Source organism: Ferrovibrio sp. MS7 (assembly GCF_038404985.1).
GTDB lineage: Bacteria > Pseudomonadota > Alphaproteobacteria > Ferrovibrionales > Ferrovibrionaceae > Ferrovibrio > Ferrovibrio plantarum.
This window is the reverse complement of sequence record NZ_JBBKBA010000004.1, coordinates 17025-38063: the sequence shown is the minus strand read 5'-3', so window position 1 is coordinate 38063 and position 21039 is coordinate 17025. Positions and strand designations below refer to the sequence as shown.

The window sequence follows — 21039 nt, the reverse complement described above, 5'->3', positions numbered from 1 at the left end:
CCAACCTTAATTGGCTAGCTTTAATCCGCTGCCTGCACCAGCACGTGGCGCTTCTTGCCAAAGGAGAGGCGGAGCTGGCCATCGGCGCCGAGATCGGCCAGCGTGATGGCGCGGGTTTCCTCCGCCACCGGCTGGTCGTTGAGTCGGATGGCATTGCCGCGAACATGGCGGCGGGCTTCGCCGCCGCTCTTGGCGAAGCCGGCTTCCAGCACAAGCTGGAAGGCTTCAATGCCGGCGGCAAGCCGCGCACGCGGCACGGCGATGATCGGCAGGTCGCCACCGAATTCGCCCTGCTCGAACGCCTTGCGGGCGGTCTCGGCAGCGGCTTCGGCCACCTCGCGGCCATGGCACAAAGCCGTGGCTTCGGTGGCCAGCACTTTCTTGGCATCGTTCAGTTCGGCGCCGCGCAGGCCTTCCAGGCGCTTGATCTCGTCCAGCGGCAGGTCGGTCATCAGGCGCAGGAAGCGACCGACATCGGCATCTTCGGTGTTGCGCCAGTATTGCCAGTAATCGTAGGGCGCCAGCATGTCTTCGTTCAGCCATACGGCGCCGCTGGCGGTCTTGCCCATCTTGGCGCCAGACGCGGTGGTGAGCAGCGGGCAGGTGAGGCCGAATAGCTCCATCTCGGCGGCACGGCGGCCAAGCTCGACGCCGTTGATGATGTTGCCCCACTGGTCCGAGCCGCCCATCTGCATGTTGCAGCCATAGCGGCGGCCCAGTTCGACGAAATCGTAGGCTTGAAGGATCATGTAGTTGAATTCGAGGAAGCTTAAGGGCTGCTCGCGGTCCAGCCGCAGCTTCACGCTGTCGAAGCTGAGCATGCGGTTGACCGAGAAATGCCGGCCATAGTCGCGCAGGAAGTCGATGTAGTTGAGGCCATCCAGCCAATCGGCGTTGTTCACCATGATGGCATCGGTGGGGCCGTCGCCGAATGTCACGAAGCGGTTGAACACCCGCTTGATGCTGGCCATGTTCTCGTTGATGGTCTCGACCGTGAGCAGCTTGCGCTGCTCGTCCTTGCCGGACGGGTCGCCGACCTTGGTGGTGCCGCCGCCCATCAGCACGATGGGCTTGTGGCCGCATTGCTGCAGCCGGCGCAGCATCATGATCGACAGCAGATGGCCGGCATGCAGGCTGGGGCCGGTGCAGTCGTAGCCGACATAGGCGATGATGCCGCCGGGCGCCTGCGCCTTGGCGTCGAGCTGCGCCGGTTCCGTGCATTGATGCAGGTGGCCACGCTCGGCCATGATGCGCAGGAAGTCGGATTTGAACTCGGTCATCGTCATCACCAATACTGCCGGGAAAAGCGGCGTTGGTTTACCATAGGCCCGGCTGTAAGCCTAGTTCTGGAGTTCCTGTCTTGTCCCAGCTCCCCTGGATCATCGGCCTGATGAGCGGCACCTCGATGGATGGCGTCGATGCCGCGCTGCTGCGCTGCGATGGCGGTAATCTGGGCGGGTTAGGCCCGGCCCTGACGCTGGCCTACAGCGATGCCCAGCGGCAGGCCATCCGTGCCGCGCTGGGCGAGGGTGGCCATGGCGCCATGACGTTGCGCCGCACCCTGGCCGAGGCCCATGCCGAAGCGGTGCGGCGGCTACTGGACGAAGCCGGGCTGCGCCCAGAGGACATTCGCCTGCTCGGATTCCACGGCCATACCCTGCTGCACCGCCCGGAGCGCGGCCGCACCTGGCAGGCCGGCGATGCCGCTCTGCTGGCGCGGCTGACCGGCATCGACACGGTGGCGGACTTCCGCAGCCAGGATGTGGCTTTGGGCGGGCAGGGGGCGCCGCTGGTGCCACTCTATCACGCAGCATTGGCAGGCTGGTCGAAACTGGAATTGCCGCTGCTGGTGCTGAATATCGGCGGCGTTGCCAACATCACTTATATCGGTGGCCCGCGCGACGAGGACCTGCTGGCCTTCGATACCGGGCCGGGCAATGCGTTGCTGGATGACTGGCTGCTGCGCCATACCGGCCAGCGGCTCGATGAAGGTGGCAAGCTTGGTGCCCAGGGCGAGGTGGATGAGCCGACGCTGGCGCGGCTGCTGTCGCATACCTACTTCCAGGCCAGGCCGCCGAAATCGCTCGACCGCGATGATTTCAGTGCCGAAAGCGTGGCGCATCTCTGGCCTGCTTCGGGTGCTGCGACGCTCACCGCCTTCACCGCTGCCGCCGTGGCGCGCGCGCTGGAGCATTTGCCGAGCCGGCCGCTGCGCTGCCTGGTCACCGGCGGCGGGCGGCATAACCGCACCATGATGCGCGAACTTGCTGAGCGGCTGGCTATGCCAGTGGAACCGGTGGAAAGCGTCGGCTGGCGCGGCGATGCACTGGAAGCGGAGGCTTTCGCCTATCTCGCGGCGCGTGCCGCAGCCGGCCTGCCGCTCAGCCTGCCGGGCACCACGGGCGTGCCGTTTCCGGCCAGCGGCGGGCGGCTTTACCGCGCCAAAAACTGATCTAGACCTGGGTCTGGTTGCCCTTGCCGGGTATCGGGCGCGGGCCGGCGGAAGCAGCGAGCGCCGCTTTCACATATTTGTCGGCAGCAGAGGTGAGTTCATCAAGCTTGCCCTCGAAGAAGTGATCCGCGCCGGGCACTTTCTTGTAGTCGATCTTGATGCCCTTCTGCAGCGACAGCCGCTGCGCCAGCTTGGCCACATCATTCTCGGGCACGATCTTGTCGTCGGTGCCCTGGATGATCAGGCCCGAGGACGGGCAGGGCGCCAGAAAGCCGAAATCGAACATGTTGGCTGGTGGTGCCACCGAGATGAAGCCATCGATCTCCGGCCGGCGCATCAGCAGTTGCATGGAGATCCAGGCACCGAAGGAGAAGCCGGCGATCCACACGGCCGAGGCATTGGCGTTGTAGGTCTGCAGCCAGTCCAGCGCCGAGGCGGCATCGGAAAGTTCGCCTTCGCCATTATCGTAAGTGCCCTGGCTGCGGCCGACGCCACGGAAATTGAAGCGCAACACGGAGAAGCCGCGTTTGGCGAAAACATGGAACAGATTGTAGACCACCTTGTTGTTCATCGTGCCCCCGTATTGCGGGTGCGGATGCAGGATCAGGGCGATCGGCGCATTGGCCTCCGAGCCATGCTGGTACCGGCCTTCGAGGCGACCATCAGGACCGGGGAAAATGACATCGGGCATGGGCGGAACTACACCTGGGCGGCGGTCGTTGATTTAACCAGTTGAAACCAGCGGGATTTTACCATAAACGCCGGTTCCGGATTCAAGCTAAAAACGATCCATCCACAGCCCTTGATTGGCCCCTGACAATGCCGCAGGCCCCGCTCTACCTCGATTACAACGCCACCGCACCGCTGCGGCCAGAGGCGCGCGAGGCCATGCTGGCGGCCCTTGCCGAACCCGGTAACCCTTCGTCGATACACGCTTTCGGGCGCCGAGCCCGGGCTGTGAAGGAGACCGCGCGGGCCCGGGTTGCCGCCCTGGTGGGGGCGGAACCGGCCGAGATTTTGTTCACCTCCGGGGGCACGGAAGCGAACAACCTGGCGCTCGCCCGAGCCCCCGCAGCCAGCCTGATTGTCTCCGCCCTGGAGCACGACTCGGTGCTGGCACCCGCCCAAACCCTGGCCCGAGTCGGGGGCAAACCGGTCTACATTCTGCCGGCTTTGCCCTCCGGGCTGGTCGACCTGGCGGCGCTGGAGCGGCTGCTGGCCGAGGCGCCCAGGCCGGCCCTGGTGGCCCTGATGCTGGCCAACAACGAGACCGGCGCCATCCAGCCGGTGGCCGAGGCGCAGGCTCTGGTGCGCGCCGCCGGTGGCCTGCTGCTGGTGGATGCGATCCAGGCGGCGGGCAAGCTGGCGGTCCGTTTCTCGGGGCTGCAGGCCGACATGATGAGCCTGTCCGCCCACAAGCTCGGCGGGCCGACCGGGATAGGCGCCCTGGTGCTGCGCGGCGACCTTGCCATCGAGGCGCTGCAGCTTGGCGGCGGGCAGGAACTTGGCCGCCGCGCCGGCACGGAGAATCTCTCCGGTATTGCCGGCTTCGGCGCTGCCGCCGAGGCCGCCCAGCGTGATCTTGGCCAGGGTGATCTCGGCCATATGGCGACGATTGCCGCCTGGCGCGACAGCTTCGAGGCAGCGGTTCGCGCGGCGGCGGCAGACGCGGTGATCCATGCCGGCGGCGTGGCGCGGCTGCCCAATACAAGCTGCATCGGCATGCCCGGCGTGGCGGCGGAATTGCAGGTGATGGCCTTCGATCTTGCCGGCCTGGCGGTTTCCGCCGGTTCGGCCTGTTCGTCGGGCAAGATGAAGCCGAGCCATGTGCTCAGCGCCATGGGCAGCGGCGAGGCGGCGGCGCGCGAGGCGGTACGCTTCAGCTTTGGCTGGAACAGCGCCCCGGACGATGCCGGCCGCGCCGCCGAGGCCTGGATTGCGCTCTATCGCCGCAAGCGCGGTTAGTTGCCCGGTTTGGCCGGGGACGCTATATCAGGCGCGTCCAGTCAGGAGCCGCCCCCATGCCCAAGATGACCTTCATCCAGACCGATGGCAGCCGCCGCGAGGTGGATGCCCCGCTCGGCCTTTCGGTGCTGGAAGTGGCGCACAAGCATGGCATCGATATCGAGGGCGCCTGCGAAGGGTCGCTGGCCTGCTCCACCTGCCATGTGGTGGTCGATCCGGAATGGTACGGCAAGCTGCCGGCGGCCAAGCCGGACGAGGAAGACATGCTCGACCTCGCCTTCGGCCTGACCAAGACCTCGCGGCTCGGCTGCCAGTTGCTGATCACCGAGGCATTGGACGGCCTGGTGGTGAAACTGCCCACCGCCACGCGCAATATGATGGGTTAGGCCCGGCTAACTCCGTTCAAGCGCCTGCACCAGCGCCAGGCCGGCCCAGGTGGCCAGCAGGCAGGCAATCACCGACACCGCGATATTGCCCCCGGCGCGCAGGATCAGGCCGTCCCGCAGCAGGGTCAGGGTTTGCAGGCTGAAGGTGGAAAAGGTGGTGAAGCCGCCGCAGACGCCCATCATCACGAACAGCCGCGCATTCTCGGTCCACAGGCCGCGCCCGATTACCAGGGCCGCCGCCATGCCGATCACGAAGCTGCCGAGGATGTTGACCATCACCGTGCCCCAGGGAAAGCCGGTGGTGTGGCGTCCGTCGATGGCATTGGCCATCCAGTAGCGCGCAATGCTGCCGAGGGCGCCGCCGGTGGCGATGAGGAGATAGGCCTGCATGGCGCCCAGGCTAGCTGAAGGGCCGAAAAGCGTCAAAGTTTCCGCAGCTTGCTCTTTCACTGCGGCGGCCATCGCGTTAACCTCCGGCCCATGACCGCCTCCAATGCCTTCATGGACCATGCTGCCGAGCTTTTCGCGCCGCTCGGTCCGATTGCCGTGCGCCGCATGTTCGGCGGCGCTGGCGTATACTGCCGCGGCATCATGTTCGCGCTGATCGTCGACGACACGCTCTATCTCAAGGCCGATGCCGAGACCAAGGGCGACTTTGAAGCACGCGGGGTCGGCCCCTTTGTGTATAACGGTCGCGGCAAGCCGGTGGCGATGAGCTATTGGCAATTGCCGCCCGACCTGATGGACGATCAGGACGAGTTGCTCGACTGGGCGCGCAAGGCCTATGCCGTGGCGCGCAAGCAGAAGGCGGAAGAACCGCCGCCGAGCCGTCGCCCGACGATGGCGCGTCACCGCCGCTAGAGTCTAGCCCACTTCCGCCTCGCCGCGCGCCAGCCGCATGGCTTCCGCCAGCACGGCGCGGTCGCCGATGTGATTGGCCAGCAACAAAGCCAGCTTGGCCGTCGCCAACCTTGCCCGGCGCTCATCCAGTCCTTGCGTCATGGCGACAAGCTGTTCGTAGAAGCCATCCGGATCGGGGATATTCGGTTCGGTGTTCAGCATGATGCCTCAGCCCTCATCCGCCTGCGTGCCCTTGAAGCCTTCCGGCGTATAGCGCGCACCGGCGGCGAAGCCGCGCGGCAGAATGGCCTCGATGGCGGCAAGATCGGCGGCACTGAGCGCGATATCCAGCGCGCCGAGATTCTGTTCCAGATAACTCTGGCGCTTGGTGCCGGGGATCGGAATCAAATGATCGCCGCGTGCCAGCACCCAGGCCAGCGCCAGCTGCGCCGGTGTGGCGCCGCGCTCAGCCGCCAGCTTCTTGAAGCCGGCGAGTGCTGCCTGGTTGCGCGCCAAGGCTTCGGCCTGGAAGCGCGGATTGGACTTGCGGAAATCGCCATCGGGAATCGCTGCGGCATCCTCGAACTGGCCCGACAGGAAGCCACGACCGAGCGGCGAGTAAGGCACAAAGGCGGTGCCGAGTTCGGCGCAGGCGGCGAGCATGCCGTCTTCCGGTTCGCGGCTCCACAGCGAATACTCGCTCTGCACGGCCGCGACGTGATGCACCTTGGCAGCGCGGCGCAGATTGGCGACCGAGACTTCCGACAGGCCGATATGAGCGATCTTGCCCTCGCGCACCAGCGCCGCCAGGGTCTCGATCACCTCCTCGATGGCACGGCCTTCCTCGTTGCGGTGGATGTAGTACAGGTCGATGCGCTCAAGCCCCAACCTTTTGAGCGAATCTTCGACCGCACCACGGATATAGGCCGGCGAATTATCGATGCGGCGCTCGTAGCTGTTTTCCTTGCGCACGATGCCGCCCTTGGTAGCGACCACCACCGGTTGGCGCCATTGCTTGAGAAAGCGCGCCAGCAATGCCTCGTTGCGGCCGAAGCCATAGATGTCGGCGGTATCGAAAAAGCTGACACCGCGCTCGGCGGCGTACAGCAGCACGCGGAGCGATTCCGCGTCATCGGTGGCGCCATAGAATTCCGACATGCCCATGCAGCCGAGGCCGAGTGCCGATACCATGGGACCATGCCGGCCCAGCTTGCGTTGTTGCAGAGCCACGGGTGTTTCCTTCCCAAAAATCAATATAGGTGTTCTGTAGATGCGACGATGCGCCAGCCCTCAGGCAATTTTGCCAGATTGTAGGATTGCCGCCAGCTTTTCAGCACCGCGCCGTCGGCATCGAGTAAATCCCAGGTAACGCTGCCAAGCATGGCGCGGCCACCAATAGGCGTGACGGCAAGCTCGCGGTAGCGGCAGGCGCGGCAGCCGAGGCTGGCATAGCCATCCACCGCCTGCTGGAAAAAGGCCTCCAGATCGGGCCGCGATTGCAGCACTTGCACCACGCCATCGCCCCGGATCGCCAGACCGGGCACGGCATAGAGCGACACAATGCGGGGCCCGCTGAAGCTGGCGAAATTCTCCACGAATTGATCGAAGAACGCGGCGGCTTCGTGCCGCAGGCCAGTTTCATCCATGCGCAGCCTCCCTGCTGGCCGGTCAGATGGCGCCCCTGTTTCCAAGGTCAAGTCAGGCTTCAGGTCAAGCCGGGTACCACTTCGCCTTTGACTTCGCGCGAGTGGCCGCGGAACAGGCCGACCAGCGTGCTGTCCTGGTCGCGTACCTCGATATCGTAAACGCCGCTGCGGCCGGTATGCGCTGCCTCGCGTGCCGTCGCTGTCAGCACGCTGCCGGGCGCCACCTTGGCGGTGAAGCTGATATCGGCACGCTGCGCCAGGGCCACCCGGTTGTAGGAATTGCAGGCGAAAGCAAAGGCGGCATCGGCGAGCAGGAAGATATAGCCGCCATGGCAGATGCCAACTGCGTTCAGCATCTTCGGCTGCACAATCATGCGCAGCTTGGCGCTGCCGGGACCGATCTCGAGCAGTTCCACGCCGAGTTCGCGCGTTGCCGTATCGGCGGCGGCCATGGCACGGCCGACCGCCTCGGCGATTGCTTGCGGATCCTGTGCCACCGGCCTACTTGCCGGTGAACTTGGCCGGGCGCTTCTGCAGGAAGGCGGTGACGCCCTCGATGAAATCGCGGCTGCGGCCGGCGACGCGCTGCGCCTCAAGTTCGACTTCGAGCTGCTGGTCCAGTGTATTGGAGGCCGACTGGCGCACGATCTTGCGGATCAGGCCGAGGCCGACCGTGGGGCCATTGGCGAATTTGGCCGCGATGGCACCGGCTGTGCTCATCAGCTCGGCATCCTCGACGCACTTCCAGATCAGGCCCCATTCGGCGGCGGTTTCCGCCGGCAGTTTCTCGCCCAGCATGGCGAGACCAAGCGCCCGGGCCGAGCCAGCGAGGCGCGGCAGGAAATAGGTGCTGCCGGCATCGGGCACCAGGCCGATATTGCAGAAAGCCTGCAGGAAGGTGGCGGACTTGGCGGCGATCACGATATCGCCGGCCAGCGCCAGGCTCATGCCGGCACCGGCGGCGGGGCCGTTCACGGCGCAGACGATGGGCATGCGGTAATTCGCCATGCGGCGGATCACCGGATGATAGCGATCATGCAGTGCCGTGCCGAGATCGGGCGGGCCATCGCCCTGGTTGAGGTCGCCGCTGGCAAGATCCGCACCGGAGCAGAAGCCACGGCCGGCGCCGGTGAGCAGCACGGCACGGCTTTCGCCGTCATTCTCGATGTCGCGCAGCGCGGCATTCAATTCGGTCATCAGCTCCAGGCTGAGCGCGTTGAGGCGATCCGGCCGGTTCAGCGTGATGGTGGCGACGCGGTCTTTCTTCTCGACCAACAGGGTGGCGTAAGCCATGTGTTTCTCTCCCGAAAGCGGTTATCGAACGGATGTTAGCCGAGCCGCTGCGGCGGCAAAAGCCTGACGTGGCGTAAGCATGCCATGAAGAAAGGGCGTAAGGCTTTATCGCCCGGTGAAGGCTGCTGGGCGCTTGGCAAGGAAGGCTGAAACGCCTTCGGCGAAATCGGCACGGCGACCGGCGGCGCTTTGCGCCAGGGCCTCGGCTTCGAGCTGATCATCAAGGGCGGCATCGGCGCCCCGGCGCAGCAGGCGGCGGGTGGCGACCAGGCTTGCGGTGGGGCCCTGTGCCAGCCGGCGGGCGATCCGCGTGGCTTCGGAGAGCAGGTCGGCATCCTCGACGCAGCGCCAGATCATGCCCTGCGCTGCAGCGTCCTCGGCGCTTACCACTTCGCCCAGCATCGCCATGCCCAATGCGCGGGCCGGGCCGACCGTGCGCGGCAGGAAATAGGTGCTGCCGACATCGGGCACCAGAGCGATGCGGCAGAAGACCTGACTGAAGCTGGCGGAGCGCGCTGCCAGCGCAATATCCGCGGCCAGTGCCAGGCTGGCGCCGCCGCCGGCCGCAATGCCGTTCACGGCGGCGACAATCGGCATCGGCAAGGCGTGCAACTGGCGCACCACCGGATTGAACCAGTTGTGGATCACATCGCCGAGGTCGCTTTCGCCCGGCTCGATGCCGCCGCCGGAAAGATCGGCACCGGCGCAGAAGCCGCGCCCGGCGCCGGTCAGCAGCAGGCAGCGGTTGGCCTTGTCGGCGGCGATTTCATCCAGCGCCGCACGCAATGCCAGCATCAGGTCGACGCTCATGGCATTGAGCCGCTCGGGCCGGTTCAGGGTGAGGCGGACGACGCCGTCGTCGCGTTCAAGCAGTATCGGGTTCATTGCCCTGCGGCGGCGACGATCAGGTCGCGCTCGCTCAGCACGCGGTCGCGGCCAGCGCGCTTGGCGGCATAGAGCGCATCATCGGCGCGCTGGATCAGGCCGGAGAGAGTTTCGCCCGGGCGGTATTCTGCGGCGCCGACGGAGATGGTGACGCGGCCCAAATCCTGGCCGCTGGTGCGCTTCACCAGCTTGCGCGCGGCGATGGTGCGGCGGATTCCATCGGCGAGCTTGATCGCCTGTTCCAGCATGGTGAACGGCAGCAGGATGGCGAATTCCTCGCCGCCATAACGTGCCGCCACATCCTGGCCCTTCACATTGTCGGCCAGCATGCGGCCAACAAGCTGCAGCACGGTGTCGCCGGTCTGGTGGCCATATTCATCGTTGAAATGCTTGAAATGGTCGATGTCGAGCATCAGCAGCGACAGCGGCGCCTGGCCTTTCAGCGTGTCCTGCACCAGCAGATGCATCGATTGTTCGAAGGCCTTACGGTTGGCCAGGCCAGTGAGCGGATCGGTCAACGCTTCGCGCCGCGCCTGCTCGAAGCTCTGGCGCAATTGCTGCACTTCCGCCGTGGCCTCGGCCAGCCGGCTTTCCAGATCCTTGTTGCGCTCCTGCATGTCGCGGGTATCGAGCAGCATTGTATCCACCAGGCTGTCGACACCGGCAGGGCTATCGGGCAGGGCATCAAGCTGGCCGGAGAATTGTTCGAGCTGACTGCCATAGGCGCGGGTGTTCTGTTCCGCCTGATCGATATGGCCGCGCAATTCATGCATCACCGCATCCAGCTTCTCGGCGGTGTGGCGCGAGGCATGGAACAGGCGGGCCGGCGACAGATGCTGCTCGTAGAGCGCCAGCACCACTTCCGGCGTGAAGCGCTGCTGGGCGGCGATGATACCATCCACGGCGCGGGCCAGATTATGGTCGCGGCCGGCATGGTATTCGTACCAGACGGTGAAGTTGATCGGGGTGGGCGCAATGCCGTGCTTGGCCATGCTCGCCACAGCCGCGTGGGCAAACTCAGCCGCCCGGTGCATGTCTTCGGAATACACGCGCCAACTCCCCCTCAAGAGGCTTCCATATGAAGCCAGGTGCCGGGCCAATGCAACGGCAGTGCGTCGGATTTAGCAAGATTTTGTCACAAACGCTTCATGCCTGGGCGAAGGCCCTGAAAACAGGCAGCCAGCGGTAGAAGTTGCGCAGAAAAAAGCCGCCAGCAGGCCCCATGTAAGCCGCCGTCAGACCCCGAGATAGCGGTGCTGCACGTCCGGATTCGCGGCCAGGTCGGCGGACGAGCCCTCCCATACGACGCGGCCCTTTTCGATCATGTAGTGGCGGTCGGCCAGCCGGGTCAGGGCCTCGACGTTTTTATCCACAATCAGGATCGACTGTCCGGCTGCCTTCAACTGCCCGATGCAGGCCCAGATTTCCTGGCGGATCAGCGGCGCCAGGCCCTCGGTGGCTTCGTCCAGGATCAGCAGATGCGGGTTGGTCATCAGCGCGCGGCCGATGGCCAGCATCTGCTGTTCGCCGCCGGAAAGCTGGTTGCCCATGTTGCCGGCACGCTCGGCGAGGCGCGGGAACAGGGCCACCACCTTGTCATAGGTCCAGGGCGCCTTGAGGCCCTGGCGGTTGGCGGCGGTGGCGACCAGGTTTTCGCGCACGCTCAAATTCGGGAAGATCTGGCGGCCTTCCGGCACCAGGCCGATGCCGGCCTTGGCGACGCGATAGGCCGGCTGCCGGGCGATCTCGGCGCCACGGAAGGCGATGCGGCCCTCGGCCGGCGGGGTCAGGCCCATGATCGAGCGGATCGTGGTGGTCTTGCCCATGCCGTTGCGGCCCATCAGCGTCACGACCTCGCCGGCTTTGATCGCCAGCCGCATGCCGAACAACACCTGGCTGCGGCCATAGAAGGTGTCGATGCCATCGACTTCAAGCAGGCCGGTCATGGCTGGGCCTCGGCGCCGAGATAGGCTTCGCGCACCTGTTCGTTGCGGCGGATTTCGTCCGGCGTGCCGGTGGCGATGCCGCGGCCATAGACCAGCACAGTGATGCGGTCGGCCAGCGCGAACACCGCCTCCATGTCATGCTCGATCAGCAGGATCGAAACCGAGCCTTTCAGCTTCAACAGCATCTGCACCATGCGCTGGGAATCCTCCGGCCCCATGCCGGCCATCGGCTCGTCCAGCAGCAGCAGCTTCGGCTTGGTCGCCAGCGCCATGGCCAGTTCGAGCTGGCGATGCTCGCCATGGCTCAGGGCATTGGCCGGCACATGGGCGCGCGCTTCCAGGCCGACCAGCTTCAGGGCGTCCATCGCCGGCTCTGTCAGGCTCGGATCGCTCGCCGCCGGGCGCCAGAAGCGGAAGGAATGGCCGTCATGCGCCTGTACCGCCAGGGCGACATTCTGCAACGCGGTGAAGGCATGGAAGATCGAGGTGATCTGGAACGAGCGGGCGAGGCCGAGATGCGAACGGCGATGCACCGGCAGGTCGGAAATCTCGTTGCCCAAGAACTTGATCGAGCCGGCATCGGCTTTCAGTTCGCCGATCAACTGCCCGATCAGCGTGGTCTTGCCCGCGCCATTGGGGCCGATCACCGCATGCACTTCGCCGGGCCGGATATCGATGGAGAAATTGTCGGTGGCGAGCAGGCCGCCGAACCGCTTGATCAGGCCGCTCACCTCAAGCACAGGCTGGCTCATGACAGCCTCCGCAGGCCACGGTTGGCCACCACAGCAAGCGCGATTGCTGCTGCAATCAGCGCCGCCGGGATGTACCACAGGTCATCGTAGAACAGGTGGATGCCATGCAGCAGCACGAAGCCGCCGAGGATCGCCAGCAGGATGCCGCCATGGCCGCGCTGCAGGGCGCCATCGATGCCGCCGCGCGCGAAGATCACCACCAGCACCAGCAGCGGGCCGAAGAACAGCTTCCAGTATTCGCTGTAGCTGGAGAGGATTTCCTCCAGCGCCAGGAAGCTCAGGGCACCGAATAGCGGCCCGAACAGGCTGCCCATGCCGCCCAGCACCACCATGACGATGAGGTCGCCGGAGCGGGTCCAGTGCATCAGTGCCGGGCTGACGAAATCGGTGTGGTTGGCCAGCAGCACGCCGGCTAGGCCGCAGGTGGTGCCGGCGGCGACGAAGGCGGCAAGGCGGTAGCGGAACACCGGAAAGCCGATGGCGGCCATGCGGCGGTCGTTGCTCTTGGCGCCTTGCAGCACCATGCCGAAGCGTGAATTCACCACGCGGTGACAGAGATACAGCGCCAGGCAGAGCAAAGCCCAGCAGAGATAATAGAAGCTCGGGCGATGCTTGAGGTCGATCAGGCCGGCGAAATCCGAACGCCGCAGGATGGTGAGGCCATCGTCGCCGCCATAGGCATAGGCGCCGTTGCCCATGTAGTAGACGAGTTGCGCCAGGGCCAGGGTGATCATGATGAAGAAGATGCCGCGCGTGCGGAGCGACAGCAGCCCCATGATCAGGGCGACGAAGGCGGACATCGCCAGCGCCAGCGGCCATTGCAACCAGGCCGCATAGACTTCGTGCTTGGCCATGATGCCGACGGTGTAGCCGCCGACGCCGATGAAGGCGGCATGGCCGAAGCTGACCAGGCCGCCATAGCCGAGGATGAAGTTCAGCGACACCGAGGCGAGCGCCAGGATGACAATGCGGGTGAACAGCGTCAGCAGGAACGGATCCTGGAACACCTGCGAGGCGGTCGGCACCAGTGCCAGCAGGGTGAGCAGGACCAGGGCAACGACTGTACTGATGGAAAAGCGTGTCTGCATGGTCAGCGCCCCGGCGTGCCAGGGGCCGGGAACAGGCCGGCCGGGCGCAACACCAGCACGCCGGCCATCAAGATGTAGACCAGCATGGAGGAGAGCGACTGCGCCAGGAAACCTGCCTGCGACGGATTGAGGAACTGGCCCAGGATCTGCGGCAGGAAGGCGCGGCCCATGGTTTCCAGCACGCCGACCAGCACGGCAGCGATGAAGGCGCCACGGATCGAACCGAGGCCGCCGATGACGATGACGACAAGGCAGAGGATCAGCACATTGTCGCCCATGCCGATCTGCACCGTGGCAATCGGCCCGGCCATCAGGCCGGCGAGGGCTGCCAGCGCCGAACCGAGGCCGAAGACCAGGGTGAACAGCAGCTTGATGTCGATGCCGAGCGCGCCAACCATCTCGCGGTTCGAGGCTCCGGCGCGGATCAGCATGCCGAGCCGCGTCTTCTGAACCAGCAGATACAAGATGCCGGCGCAGAGCAGGCCCATGGCGATGATCACGAAGCGGTAGGTCGGGTAGGGCAGGCCGGGCACAATTTCGATCTGGCCGGCGAGGATGGCGGGCAGTTCGATCGCCATGCCGCCGGCACCGAAGATCAGGCGGGCGAATTCATTAAAGAACAGGATCAGGCCGAAGGTCGCCAGCACCTGATCGAGATGGTCGCGGGCATAGAGGCTGCGCAGCGCGACATATTCAGTGGCGATGCCGAGCAGCAGGCCGGCGGGCAGCGCCAGCAAGGCACCGATGTAGAAATTGCCGGTCCATTGCACGAAGACAGCGGCGAAATACGCGCCCATCATGTAGAGCGAACCATGCGCCAGGTTCACCAGGTCCATGATACCGAAAACCAGGGTGAGGCCGGCGGCGAGCAGGAACAGCAGCAGACCGATCTGCAGGCCGTTCAGGAATTGCTCGAGGATCAACAACAGCATGATGGGCGCTTTACGCTTTCGCTAGAGGGTTACTTCATCGGGCATTTGGCGGCATGCACATCCTGGTGCGCGGTCATCACCGTGCTGATGGTGCGCAGGTCGAAGCCGCCATCGGCTGTCTTGTAGACTTCCTGCTGGTAGATGTTCTGGATCGGGAACTGGTTGTTGCCGAACTTGAACGGGCCGCGCACGGAATCGAACTTGGCCGCCTTCAGTGCCTCGCCAACCGCCTGCTTGTCCTTCAGGTTGCCCTTGGTCGCCGCCACCGCCGAGGCGATCAGGTTGATCGCATCATAGCTCTGGGCGCCGTAGAAGGTCGGGCTGGAGCCATGCTTCTGCTTGAAGCCGCCGACCAGCTTCTGGTTGGCGGCATAGGGCAAGTCCGGTCCCCAGGTCATGGCGAGGAAGGTGTCCTGCGCGGTTTCCTTCTGCAGTTTCAGCGACACGGCATCGACCGTGAAGGCGGAATAGAGCGGCACCTCGGCTTTGAGACCGGCCTGGCTGTATTGCGTGAAGAACTGCGCGCCCCAGCGGCCGGGGAAGAAGACATAGACCGCATCCGGCTTGGCGGCGCGGATCTTGGTGATCTCGGCGGAGAAGTCGAGCTGGTCGGGCCACTTGGTCATGTCCTGGCCCACCACCTGGCCCTTGAACAGGCTCTTGACGCCATTGGCGCCATCCTGGCCAGCGGCATAATTCGGCGCCACGATATAGAGACGACGCGCGCCCTTCTGGTTCAGCAATTCGCCGACGCCCATATGCGGCTGGTCATTCTGCCACGAAGCCGAGAAGAAATACGGATTGCACTGCTCGCCGGCAAGCTGCGACGGGCCGGCATTGGCGCTGATGAGGAAGGTCTGGTTGTCGGTGGCGATCTTGTAGGAAGCCAGCAGCACGTTCGACCAGATATAGCCGGCGAGGAAATCCACCTTGTCGCGCTGCAGCAGCTTCTCGGTCTTCTGCTTGCCGACTTCCGGCTTCTGCTCGTCATCCTCGAACAGCACCTCCAGCGGCACGCCGCCGGCCTTCTTGCCGAGATGCTCGAGCGCCAGTTCCACGGCCTGCTTCATGTCCTGGCCATAGGCGGCATTGGGGCCGGACAGCGTGGTGACGAAACCGATCTTGACCTTCTTGGCTGGCTGCGCCTGGGCAGGCAGGGCGCTGAGGCTGCCGCAGGCCAGCATGGCGGCAGCAAGGGCGGTGATGCGGAAGGAAAGGGCGGACGGACGCGGCGGCATGACGATCTCCTGCAGATGCAATGGCGGCGCTGCCGGCTGCCGGCCGGCGCTGCCTGGTTGAAAACACATTGCCCTGCGGATGTTCCCCCTTGGCCGATACGTTACGGACGAATGTCAGTCAAAGCAAATGGCGGCCCGGAGAAATCCAGGCCGCCATCGCAGCGTTACTTCATCGGGCACTTCGCGGCATAGGGATCCTGGAAATCCTTCAGCACGGTCGACACGGTGCGGATGTCGTATTCGGTATCCGACACCTTGTAGACTTCCTGCTGATAGATGTTGTGGATCGGGAACTGGTTGTTGCCGAACTTGATCGGGCCGCGCACTGAATCGAACTTCGCCGCCTTCAGCGCCGCGCGCACCGCTTCCTTGTCCTTCAGGTTGCCCTTGGTGGCGACCACGGCGGAGTTGATCAGGTTGGCGGCGTCATAGCTCTGGGCACCGTAGAAGGTCGGGGCCGAGCCATGCTTCTTCTTGAAGTCGCCGACCATCTTCTGATTCGCGGCATAGGGCAGATCCGGCGCCCACCACAGGGTGAGGAAGGTATCCAGCGCTAGGTCCTTCTGCAGTTTCAGGGTCACCGCGTCCACCGTGTAGGTGGAGTAGAGCGGGATGTCCTTCTTCAGGCCGGCCTGGGCATACTGGGTGTAGAACTGCACGCCCCAGCGCGAGGGGAAGAAGACGAAGACCGCATCCGGCTTGGCGGCGCGGATCTTGGAAATCTCGGCCGAGAAGTCGAGCTGGTCAGGCCACTTGGTCATGTCCTGGCCCACCACTTCGCCCTTGAAGGTGGCCTTCACGCCGTTGACCATGTCCTGGCCGGCGGCATAGTTCGGCGCTACCAGATAGGCCTTCTTGGCGCCCTTATGGTTCAGCAATTCGCCCATCGCCATGGTGTTCTGGTCGTTCTGCCAGGAGGCCGAGAAGAAATACGGATTGCACATCTCGCCGGCGAGCTGGGAGGGGCCGGCATTGGCGCTGATCAGGAAGGTCTGCGCATCCACCACCGGCTTGTAGGACGCCAGCAGCACGTTCGACCAGATGAAGCCGGCGACGAAATCCACCTTGTCGCGCTGCAGCAGCTTCTCGGTCTTCTGCTTGCCGACTTCCGGCTTCTGCTCGTCGTCTTCATAGACGACTTCCACCGCGATGCCGCCCATCTTCTTGCCAAGATGCTCGAGCGCCAGGTCGAAGGCGTTCTTCATGTCCTGGCCATAGGCGGCGTTGGGGCCGGACAGCGTGGTGACGAAGCCGATCTTGATCTTCTTGGCCGGCTGCGCGGCAGCCTCCATGGCACCGAAAGCCAGCGGCGCGGCCAGCGCCAGGGCACTGGTCATGCGAAGCAGCGTGGACACTTTCATGTTTCTCTCCCCTGATCCGGCGGGAGATACCGGGCCGGCCACCCCGGCCGCGCCTTGCCCCCACCGATTATTCCTCACCCGGCTGGCCGCAGTCTCAGCCGCTGCCCACCATCACGCGAAACCGTAATGGCAGCTAGGGCTTAAGTCCACGCCGAGCCTTAAGCTGCGGGTATTGGCACTGGCAGGAAAATGGTCGAAGCGGGCGGTTGGCCACCGCGCGCAGCATGGGCTTGCGCCCTTTCACCCCTCCCAGGCCGCTCGCGCAGCCATTCCTGCATTATAATGCAGATCGAGTGAGTGAGTGAAGCAGTATTTTGCCACAGAATTTGATGATGCAAGCAATTCTGCCGATGTGTTGTTGAAATTGACAACATACAGCCGGTGTGTTGTTCTAAATCGCAACATGCCGGCTGATTTGCTGATCGACGAACGCTACATCCTTGACGAAACCAGCTTCGTCGAACTGGTGGTCTGGCGGCTGGAGCGCCCGCTGCGCGGTTCCCAGCATCCGCTGAAATATAGGCTGGCCTATGTCGAGGATGGTATCTGCGTGATCCGTTACGACAACGAGGCAGGCAAAGGCGACCATCGCCATGCCGGCGGCAAGGAACGGCCCTATGCGTTCAGCGACCTTGACACGTTGCTCGCCGATTTCTGGGCGGAGGTGGATACATGGAGGCGGAAATGAGGACGTTGACTATCGACATCGCCGCACCGGATGACATGCGCCGCCAGATGGCGGAACGCATGGCTGCCGCCACCAAGGGCCGTAAGCTGCCGCCGCGCATATCTTTTGCCTCGCGCGAATTGCTCTGGCAGGTGCTGGCGCCGCGCCGCTGGTCGCTGCTCGAAGCCCTGGCCGGTGCGGGGCCGCTTGGCGTCCGCGAGGCGGCGCGCAAGGTTGGGCGCGATCCCAGCGGCGTGCATGGCGACATCAAGGCGCTGCTTGCCGCCGGTCTGCTATGGAAGCGGGAGGACGGCAAGATCGAATTCCCCTTCGATGCCATCCATGTCGACTTTACCGTAAGGGCTGCCTAGTCGAGCCACGCATAAGCCGCGCCGAGCATCGCCTGCACGCCGGTCTTGAGCGTCGGGTGAATCTGTGGCGCGAAGAACGGCGAGTGGTTCACCGGCAGCGGCTCGCCTTTTTCCTGCGCTGCCTGCCAGATGCCGTGATCGGTGCCGCCGATCAGCCAGAACACGGAAGGCACGCCCCAGGCGGTGCCGAACAGGCCGAAATCCTCGCTCCCCGTCAGCGGCTCGGGCAATTCCACCGGCGCGACGCTGGCATGGCGGCTCATGCCGTCGATGGTGCGTGCGGTCGCGGTCTCGTCGTTGATGGTGACCGGGAACTGGCTGATCGTGGTGAAGGCCGGCGGCTTCGGTGCGTTCGAGGCGGTGGCTTCCGCCTCGATGATGCGCTTCACCGAAGCCAGCACGCGCTGGCGCACCTGTTCCTTGAAGCTGCGCACGTTTAGGCGGAGAATCGCTTCATCGGGGATCACGTTTTCATTCAGGCCCGACTGAATCGTGCCGACCGTGACCACGGCTGAATCCATCATCGCCACTTCGCGGCTGACGATGGTCTGCAGCCGCATCACGGTGGCGGACGCCATCACCACCGGATCGACGCTGTTCTGCGGCTGCGAGCCATGGGCGCCGCGGCCGAACATGCGTACTTCGAAACTGTCGGCGGCCGACATCGCCGTGCCGGGGCGGTAGCCGATCTGGCCGGCGGGCAGCGGCACCAGATGCTGCCCTAAGCACACCGTCGGCTTCGGGAAACGCTTCACCATGCCATCGGCCAGCATGCCGCTGGCGCCGGCACCGATTTCCTCGGCCGGCTGGAACACCGCCATCACTGTGCCGCGCCAGCTATCGCGGGTTTCGCTAAGGATCTTCATCACCGCCATCAGCCAGGTGACATGCATGTCATGGGCGCAGGCATGCATGATCGACACCGACTGGCCGAAACGGTCGATGCCGGTGGCGGTGCTGGCATAGGGCAGCCCGGTCTTTTCCTTTACCGGCAGGGCATCCATATCGGCGCGCAGCAGGATCACCGGGCCATCGCCATTCTTCAGCAGGCCGACCACGCCGGTCTTGCCGATGCCGGTATGCACCTCGGCGCCGCAAGTCTCCAGCCATGTGGCGGCGATGCCGGCGGTGCGCACTTCCTGCAGCGACAATTCCGGGTTGGCATGCAGGTCGAGATAGATCCGCTCCAGTTCCGGCAGCAGGCCATCGATCATCTGGAATGCCTTGGCGGAACGGCTGATATTCTGCGCGGTCATCGTGGAGCTTTCTGTTCTGGGCTATTGCAGGGCGGGAAAGGCGGGGGCCTGGCCGGCGAGCGCGCGCGGCAGGCCGAGGCGGGCGCGGCAGGGCGCGTCCTCACCCAGCAGCGCGTCGAACTGGTCGAGCAGGCCGAGGATCATCTGGCTGATGCGCAGGGCATCGGCGGGCGGCAGGGCATCGGGGGTTTCGAGCAGGGGGAGCAACTGCGTGATGCGGCGCTGCAGGCTCTGCGCCTGGGGCGGCAATTGCGCAATCGTCGGGTCGCTATCGGTATCGCACCAGCGGCACATAACCTGAGCTTGGCAGGCTTGCGGACCTGACTCAAGCAGGCAGGTTGTGAAAATGAAACACCCCGCCCCGGTATTGCTGGGGCGGGGTGTTAAAGCGGTTCAGGCCAGGATTACCGCCCGGGTATTACCGCCCGAGATAGGACTTCACGGTATCCTGTGCCACCTGCTGCAGATGCGCGGTCACGTCCGGGCTGAGGCCGGCGCTGTATTTCAGGCCGACCGGCGACTTGCCGAACAGCGTGGCATAGGTGACGGCAGCCGCCAGGTAGGTGCCGGGCAGGCTGGGATGGCGCTTGTCGGCGACATAGAGGTTGAGGTCCGGCTTCTGCGCGATGGAGCGCGCGAAGGCAAGGCCGGCCGGGATCACCAGGGCGCCATTGTCATTCGCCGCCTTGGTATATGCCTCGGCAAGCTGCTCGGTCATCTCCGGCTTGTCCTGGTAGGCCCAGGACATGAAGAACACCGGCTTGGCGCCATGCTTGCGCACGGTGTCGGAGTGCTTCTTGGTGTATTCGGTGAACACCTTCGAAAGCGTCGGATGCACCGGGCACTGGCTGCAATCCATCATCACCGCCACTTCAAACAGCTTGTCGGTGGGCGGGTTGAACACCACTTCGTTGTTGGCGACGAAGGAATAGCGGCCGACGCCATCGGGGCGGAAGTAGGAATTCACGTCATGCCAGTCGAGGCCGGAGCCACTGATCGTCACCGACGAGCCGCGCACGCGATGCCCCTGCATGCCCTCGGCGACCATGGCGCCGACATGGCCATGCATCGAGTTGTTGTAATAGAAGAAGCTGTTGCCGATGAAGATGATCGAGGCCGGCGGATTGCCGCCCAGTTCCTTCAGGGCCGGCTTCGATTGCGCCATGCCTGCCGTAGCGGCAAGCGAGGCGGCGACAAGCGTGGTCAATGCGAGCGTAAATTGCCGCAGTTTCATGGCCGTTTCCTCCGATCTGTCTGGTTATTCAGCCAGAGGCGATGCTAGGACCGGGCTAGCTGCTGCGTCAATCGTCCTTTGGATCGGCGGGTGCCGGAGCGATGTAGAATTGCGGCAATTGCGCGCGCACCACCTCGCCGCTGCGATTCCAGGAATGGCAGCCATCCAGATAGTAGGGTGGCTTGTCGCCTTCGCTGTGCCACATATTGGCGGCGCTGCGCTTCTCCGGCTCATGGCCGCTGGTGATGGTCTGGAACGCCACCGTCGCGATCACGTCGAGCAGCTCCACCATATGGGTGCAGCCCTTGGTGCCGCCCAGCCGCTGGCGCGTCTGCATGCGCCAGCCGCCGCCGATGCGCAGGCCGACGAGCTGCTGGAAACGCGGCGCCACATCCTGGCAGGGCGAGTAGGGGGCGGCATCGGTGACGGCCTCCACTTCCTTCACGATCATGTCGTCGCCGAAGGTGAGGCGGATGCTCATGGCATGCACCGGCCGCCCGGCCGGCATCTTGCCGCGGTAGAATTCCTCGTAATCGTAGGCCTTGGTGTCGCGGATATGGGCTTCCACATCCCAGAGGCCGTCATCACGGCGGAAACCCTGGGCCTCGATGGCGCGGGTGTGGAAATGCCGGCGCGGGGCCGGAGCGGAAAGCGGCATGGGGAGAACTCGGCTTTTTCTTTGTGTTTGCTGTCGCCAGCCTATACCAGCCGGGCAGAGCCCGTAACA

At 64.7% G+C, this 21039-nt stretch carries 26 protein-coding genes; 6 read left to right on the top strand and 20 right to left on the bottom strand.

The annotated features are described in order from the left end of the window. Nucleotides 1-20: 20 nt before the first annotated feature. Nucleotides 21-1280, bottom strand: coding sequence for a tyrosine--tRNA ligase (gene tyrS, locus V6B08_RS20780; RefSeq protein ID WP_341984578.1), 1260 nt, complete (start codon nucleotides 1278-1280; stop codon nucleotides 21-23). Nucleotides 1281-1390: 110 nt separating this feature from the next. On the opposite strand from tyrS, the gene V6B08_RS20775 reads away from it, so the two are divergent. Further along, nucleotides 1391-2452, top strand: a complete 1062-nt coding sequence (locus V6B08_RS20775) for an anhydro-N-acetylmuramic acid kinase (protein ID WP_440588831.1) — start codon at nucleotides 1391-1393, stop codon at nucleotides 2450-2452. Between the two features lies 1 nt (nucleotide 2453). Here the strand turns inward: V6B08_RS20775 and V6B08_RS20770 are convergent, their stop codons facing one another. Then, nucleotides 2454-3143, bottom strand: a complete 690-nt coding sequence (locus V6B08_RS20770) for an alpha/beta hydrolase (RefSeq protein WP_341984573.1) — start codon at nucleotides 3141-3143, stop codon at nucleotides 2454-2456. A gap of 128 nt (nucleotides 3144-3271) precedes the next feature. Between V6B08_RS20770 and V6B08_RS20765 the strand changes: the two genes are divergently transcribed. Together V6B08_RS20765 and V6B08_RS20760 are read left to right on the top strand one after the other, a co-directional pair. After that, nucleotides 3272-4417: a cysteine desulfurase family protein gene (locus V6B08_RS20765; RefSeq protein ID WP_341984571.1), complete on the top strand. Its 1146-nt coding sequence runs from the start codon at nucleotides 3272-3274 to the stop codon at nucleotides 4415-4417. 56 nt (nucleotides 4418-4473) lie between these two features. Continuing rightward, nucleotides 4474-4803 carry a ferredoxin family 2Fe-2S iron-sulfur cluster binding protein gene (locus tag V6B08_RS20760; protein WP_341984568.1) on the top strand — a complete coding sequence of 110 codons (330 nt, stop codon included), beginning with the start codon at nucleotides 4474-4476 and terminating at the stop codon, nucleotides 4801-4803. Nucleotides 4804-4809: 6 nt separating this feature from the next. Here the strand turns inward: V6B08_RS20760 and crcB are convergent, their stop codons facing one another. Continuing rightward, nucleotides 4810-5193, bottom strand: a complete 384-nt coding sequence (gene crcB, locus V6B08_RS20755; RefSeq protein ID WP_341984566.1) for a fluoride efflux transporter CrcB — start codon at nucleotides 5191-5193, stop codon at nucleotides 4810-4812. Nucleotides 5194-5283: 90 nt separating this feature from the next. On the opposite strand from crcB, the gene V6B08_RS20750 reads away from it, so the two are divergent. Beyond that, nucleotides 5284-5664 carry a TfoX/Sxy family protein gene (locus V6B08_RS20750; protein ID WP_341984564.1) on the top strand — a complete coding sequence of 127 codons (381 nt, stop codon included), beginning with the start codon at nucleotides 5284-5286 and terminating at the stop codon, nucleotides 5662-5664. Nucleotides 5665-5667: 3 nt separating this feature from the next. Here the strand turns inward: V6B08_RS20750 and V6B08_RS20745 are convergent, their stop codons facing one another. From V6B08_RS20745 to V6B08_RS20685, 13 genes are all read right to left on the bottom strand, one after another. Further along, on the bottom strand, nucleotides 5668-5865 hold the full coding sequence (locus tag V6B08_RS20745) for a DUF2783 domain-containing protein (RefSeq protein WP_341984562.1): 198 nt from the start codon (nucleotides 5863-5865) through the stop codon (nucleotides 5668-5670). A gap of 6 nt (nucleotides 5866-5871) precedes the next feature. Further along, nucleotides 5872-6873 (bottom strand): aldo/keto reductase, encoded by a 1002-nt coding sequence (locus V6B08_RS20740; RefSeq protein ID WP_341984560.1) that lies wholly within the window; start codon nucleotides 6871-6873, stop codon nucleotides 5872-5874. A 20-nt stretch (nucleotides 6874-6893) separates the two neighbouring features. Next, entirely contained in the window at nucleotides 6894-7289 is a 396-nt protein-coding gene (locus tag V6B08_RS20735; RefSeq protein ID WP_341984557.1) for a DUF6841 family protein, read from the bottom strand. Between the two features lie 59 nt (nucleotides 7290-7348). Then, the gene (gene paaI, locus V6B08_RS20730; protein WP_341984555.1) at nucleotides 7349-7786 is read right to left on the bottom strand and encodes a hydroxyphenylacetyl-CoA thioesterase PaaI; all 438 of its coding nucleotides are present in this window, start codon (nucleotides 7784-7786) and stop codon (nucleotides 7349-7351) included. Nucleotides 7787-7790: 4 nt separating this feature from the next. After that, nucleotides 7791-8582, bottom strand: a complete 792-nt coding sequence (locus tag V6B08_RS20725; protein WP_341984552.1) for an enoyl-CoA hydratase-related protein — start codon at nucleotides 8580-8582, stop codon at nucleotides 7791-7793. A gap of 105 nt (nucleotides 8583-8687) precedes the next feature. Next, the gene (locus V6B08_RS20720) at nucleotides 8688-9467 is read right to left on the bottom strand and encodes an enoyl-CoA hydratase-related protein (protein ID WP_341984550.1); all 780 of its coding nucleotides are present in this window, start codon (nucleotides 9465-9467) and stop codon (nucleotides 8688-8690) included. Further along, entirely contained in the window at nucleotides 9464-10459 is a 996-nt protein-coding gene (locus V6B08_RS20715) for a GGDEF domain-containing protein (protein ID WP_341984547.1), read from the bottom strand. Before V6B08_RS20715 ends, V6B08_RS20720 begins: the two co-directional genes overlap by 4 nt. Before the next feature lie 243 nt (nucleotides 10460-10702). Continuing rightward, nucleotides 10703-11413, bottom strand: coding sequence for an ABC transporter ATP-binding protein (locus V6B08_RS20710; protein WP_440588830.1), 711 nt, complete (start codon nucleotides 11411-11413; stop codon nucleotides 10703-10705). Next, nucleotides 11410-12165, bottom strand: coding sequence for an ABC transporter ATP-binding protein (locus V6B08_RS20705; protein ID WP_341984545.1), 756 nt, complete (start codon nucleotides 12163-12165; stop codon nucleotides 11410-11412). The genes V6B08_RS20710 and V6B08_RS20705 overlap by 4 nt, the downstream gene beginning before the upstream one ends. Further along, the gene (locus tag V6B08_RS20700; protein ID WP_341984543.1) at nucleotides 12162-13253 is read right to left on the bottom strand and encodes a branched-chain amino acid ABC transporter permease; all 1092 of its coding nucleotides are present in this window, start codon (nucleotides 13251-13253) and stop codon (nucleotides 12162-12164) included. The genes V6B08_RS20705 and V6B08_RS20700 overlap by 4 nt, the downstream gene beginning before the upstream one ends. Nucleotides 13254-13255: 2 nt before the next feature. Beyond that, a complete protein-coding gene (locus tag V6B08_RS20695) occupies nucleotides 13256-14185 on the bottom strand; it encodes a branched-chain amino acid ABC transporter permease (protein ID WP_341984541.1) in 930 nt (309 codons plus the stop codon). 29 nt (nucleotides 14186-14214) lie between these two features. Further along, nucleotides 14215-15423: an ABC transporter substrate-binding protein gene (locus V6B08_RS20690; RefSeq protein ID WP_341984539.1), complete on the bottom strand. Its 1209-nt coding sequence runs from the start codon at nucleotides 15421-15423 to the stop codon at nucleotides 14215-14217. Nucleotides 15424-15587: 164 nt separating this feature from the next. Continuing rightward, a complete protein-coding gene (locus V6B08_RS20685; RefSeq protein WP_341984537.1) occupies nucleotides 15588-16784 on the bottom strand; it encodes an ABC transporter substrate-binding protein in 1197 nt (398 codons plus the stop codon). Between the two features lie 301 nt (nucleotides 16785-17085). On the opposite strand from V6B08_RS20685, the gene V6B08_RS20680 reads away from it, so the two are divergent. Beyond that, complete coding sequence (locus V6B08_RS20680) at nucleotides 17086-17472, top strand: toxin-antitoxin system TumE family protein (RefSeq protein WP_341984536.1); 387 nt, start codon at nucleotides 17086-17088, stop codon at nucleotides 17470-17472. Further along, on the top strand, nucleotides 17469-17822 hold the full coding sequence (locus V6B08_RS20675; RefSeq protein ID WP_341984534.1) for an HVO_A0114 family putative DNA-binding protein: 354 nt from the start codon (nucleotides 17469-17471) through the stop codon (nucleotides 17820-17822). The genes V6B08_RS20680 and V6B08_RS20675 overlap by 4 nt, the downstream gene beginning before the upstream one ends. On the opposite strand, the gene V6B08_RS20670 is transcribed toward V6B08_RS20675, so the two are convergent. The 4 genes from V6B08_RS20670 to V6B08_RS20655 all read right to left on the bottom strand — a co-directional run bounded on the left by V6B08_RS20670 (nucleotide 17819) and on the right by V6B08_RS20655 (nucleotide 20970). Then, nucleotides 17819-19078: an amidohydrolase gene (locus V6B08_RS20670; protein WP_341984532.1), complete on the bottom strand. Its 1260-nt coding sequence runs from the start codon at nucleotides 19076-19078 to the stop codon at nucleotides 17819-17821. The two genes, V6B08_RS20675 and V6B08_RS20670, sit on opposite strands and share 4 nt — an antisense overlap. A gap of 21 nt (nucleotides 19079-19099) precedes the next feature. Then, the gene (locus V6B08_RS20665) at nucleotides 19100-19372 is read right to left on the bottom strand and encodes a hypothetical protein (protein WP_341984529.1); all 273 of its coding nucleotides are present in this window, start codon (nucleotides 19370-19372) and stop codon (nucleotides 19100-19102) included. 124 nt (nucleotides 19373-19496) lie between these two features. After that, nucleotides 19497-20312, bottom strand: a complete 816-nt coding sequence (locus V6B08_RS20660; protein WP_341984527.1) for a DUF4886 domain-containing protein — start codon at nucleotides 20310-20312, stop codon at nucleotides 19497-19499. Nucleotides 20313-20379: 67 nt separating this feature from the next. Then, nucleotides 20380-20970, bottom strand: a complete 591-nt coding sequence (locus tag V6B08_RS20655) for a DUF2889 domain-containing protein (RefSeq protein ID WP_341984526.1) — start codon at nucleotides 20968-20970, stop codon at nucleotides 20380-20382. Between the last annotated feature and the right edge of the window lie 69 nt (nucleotides 20971-21039).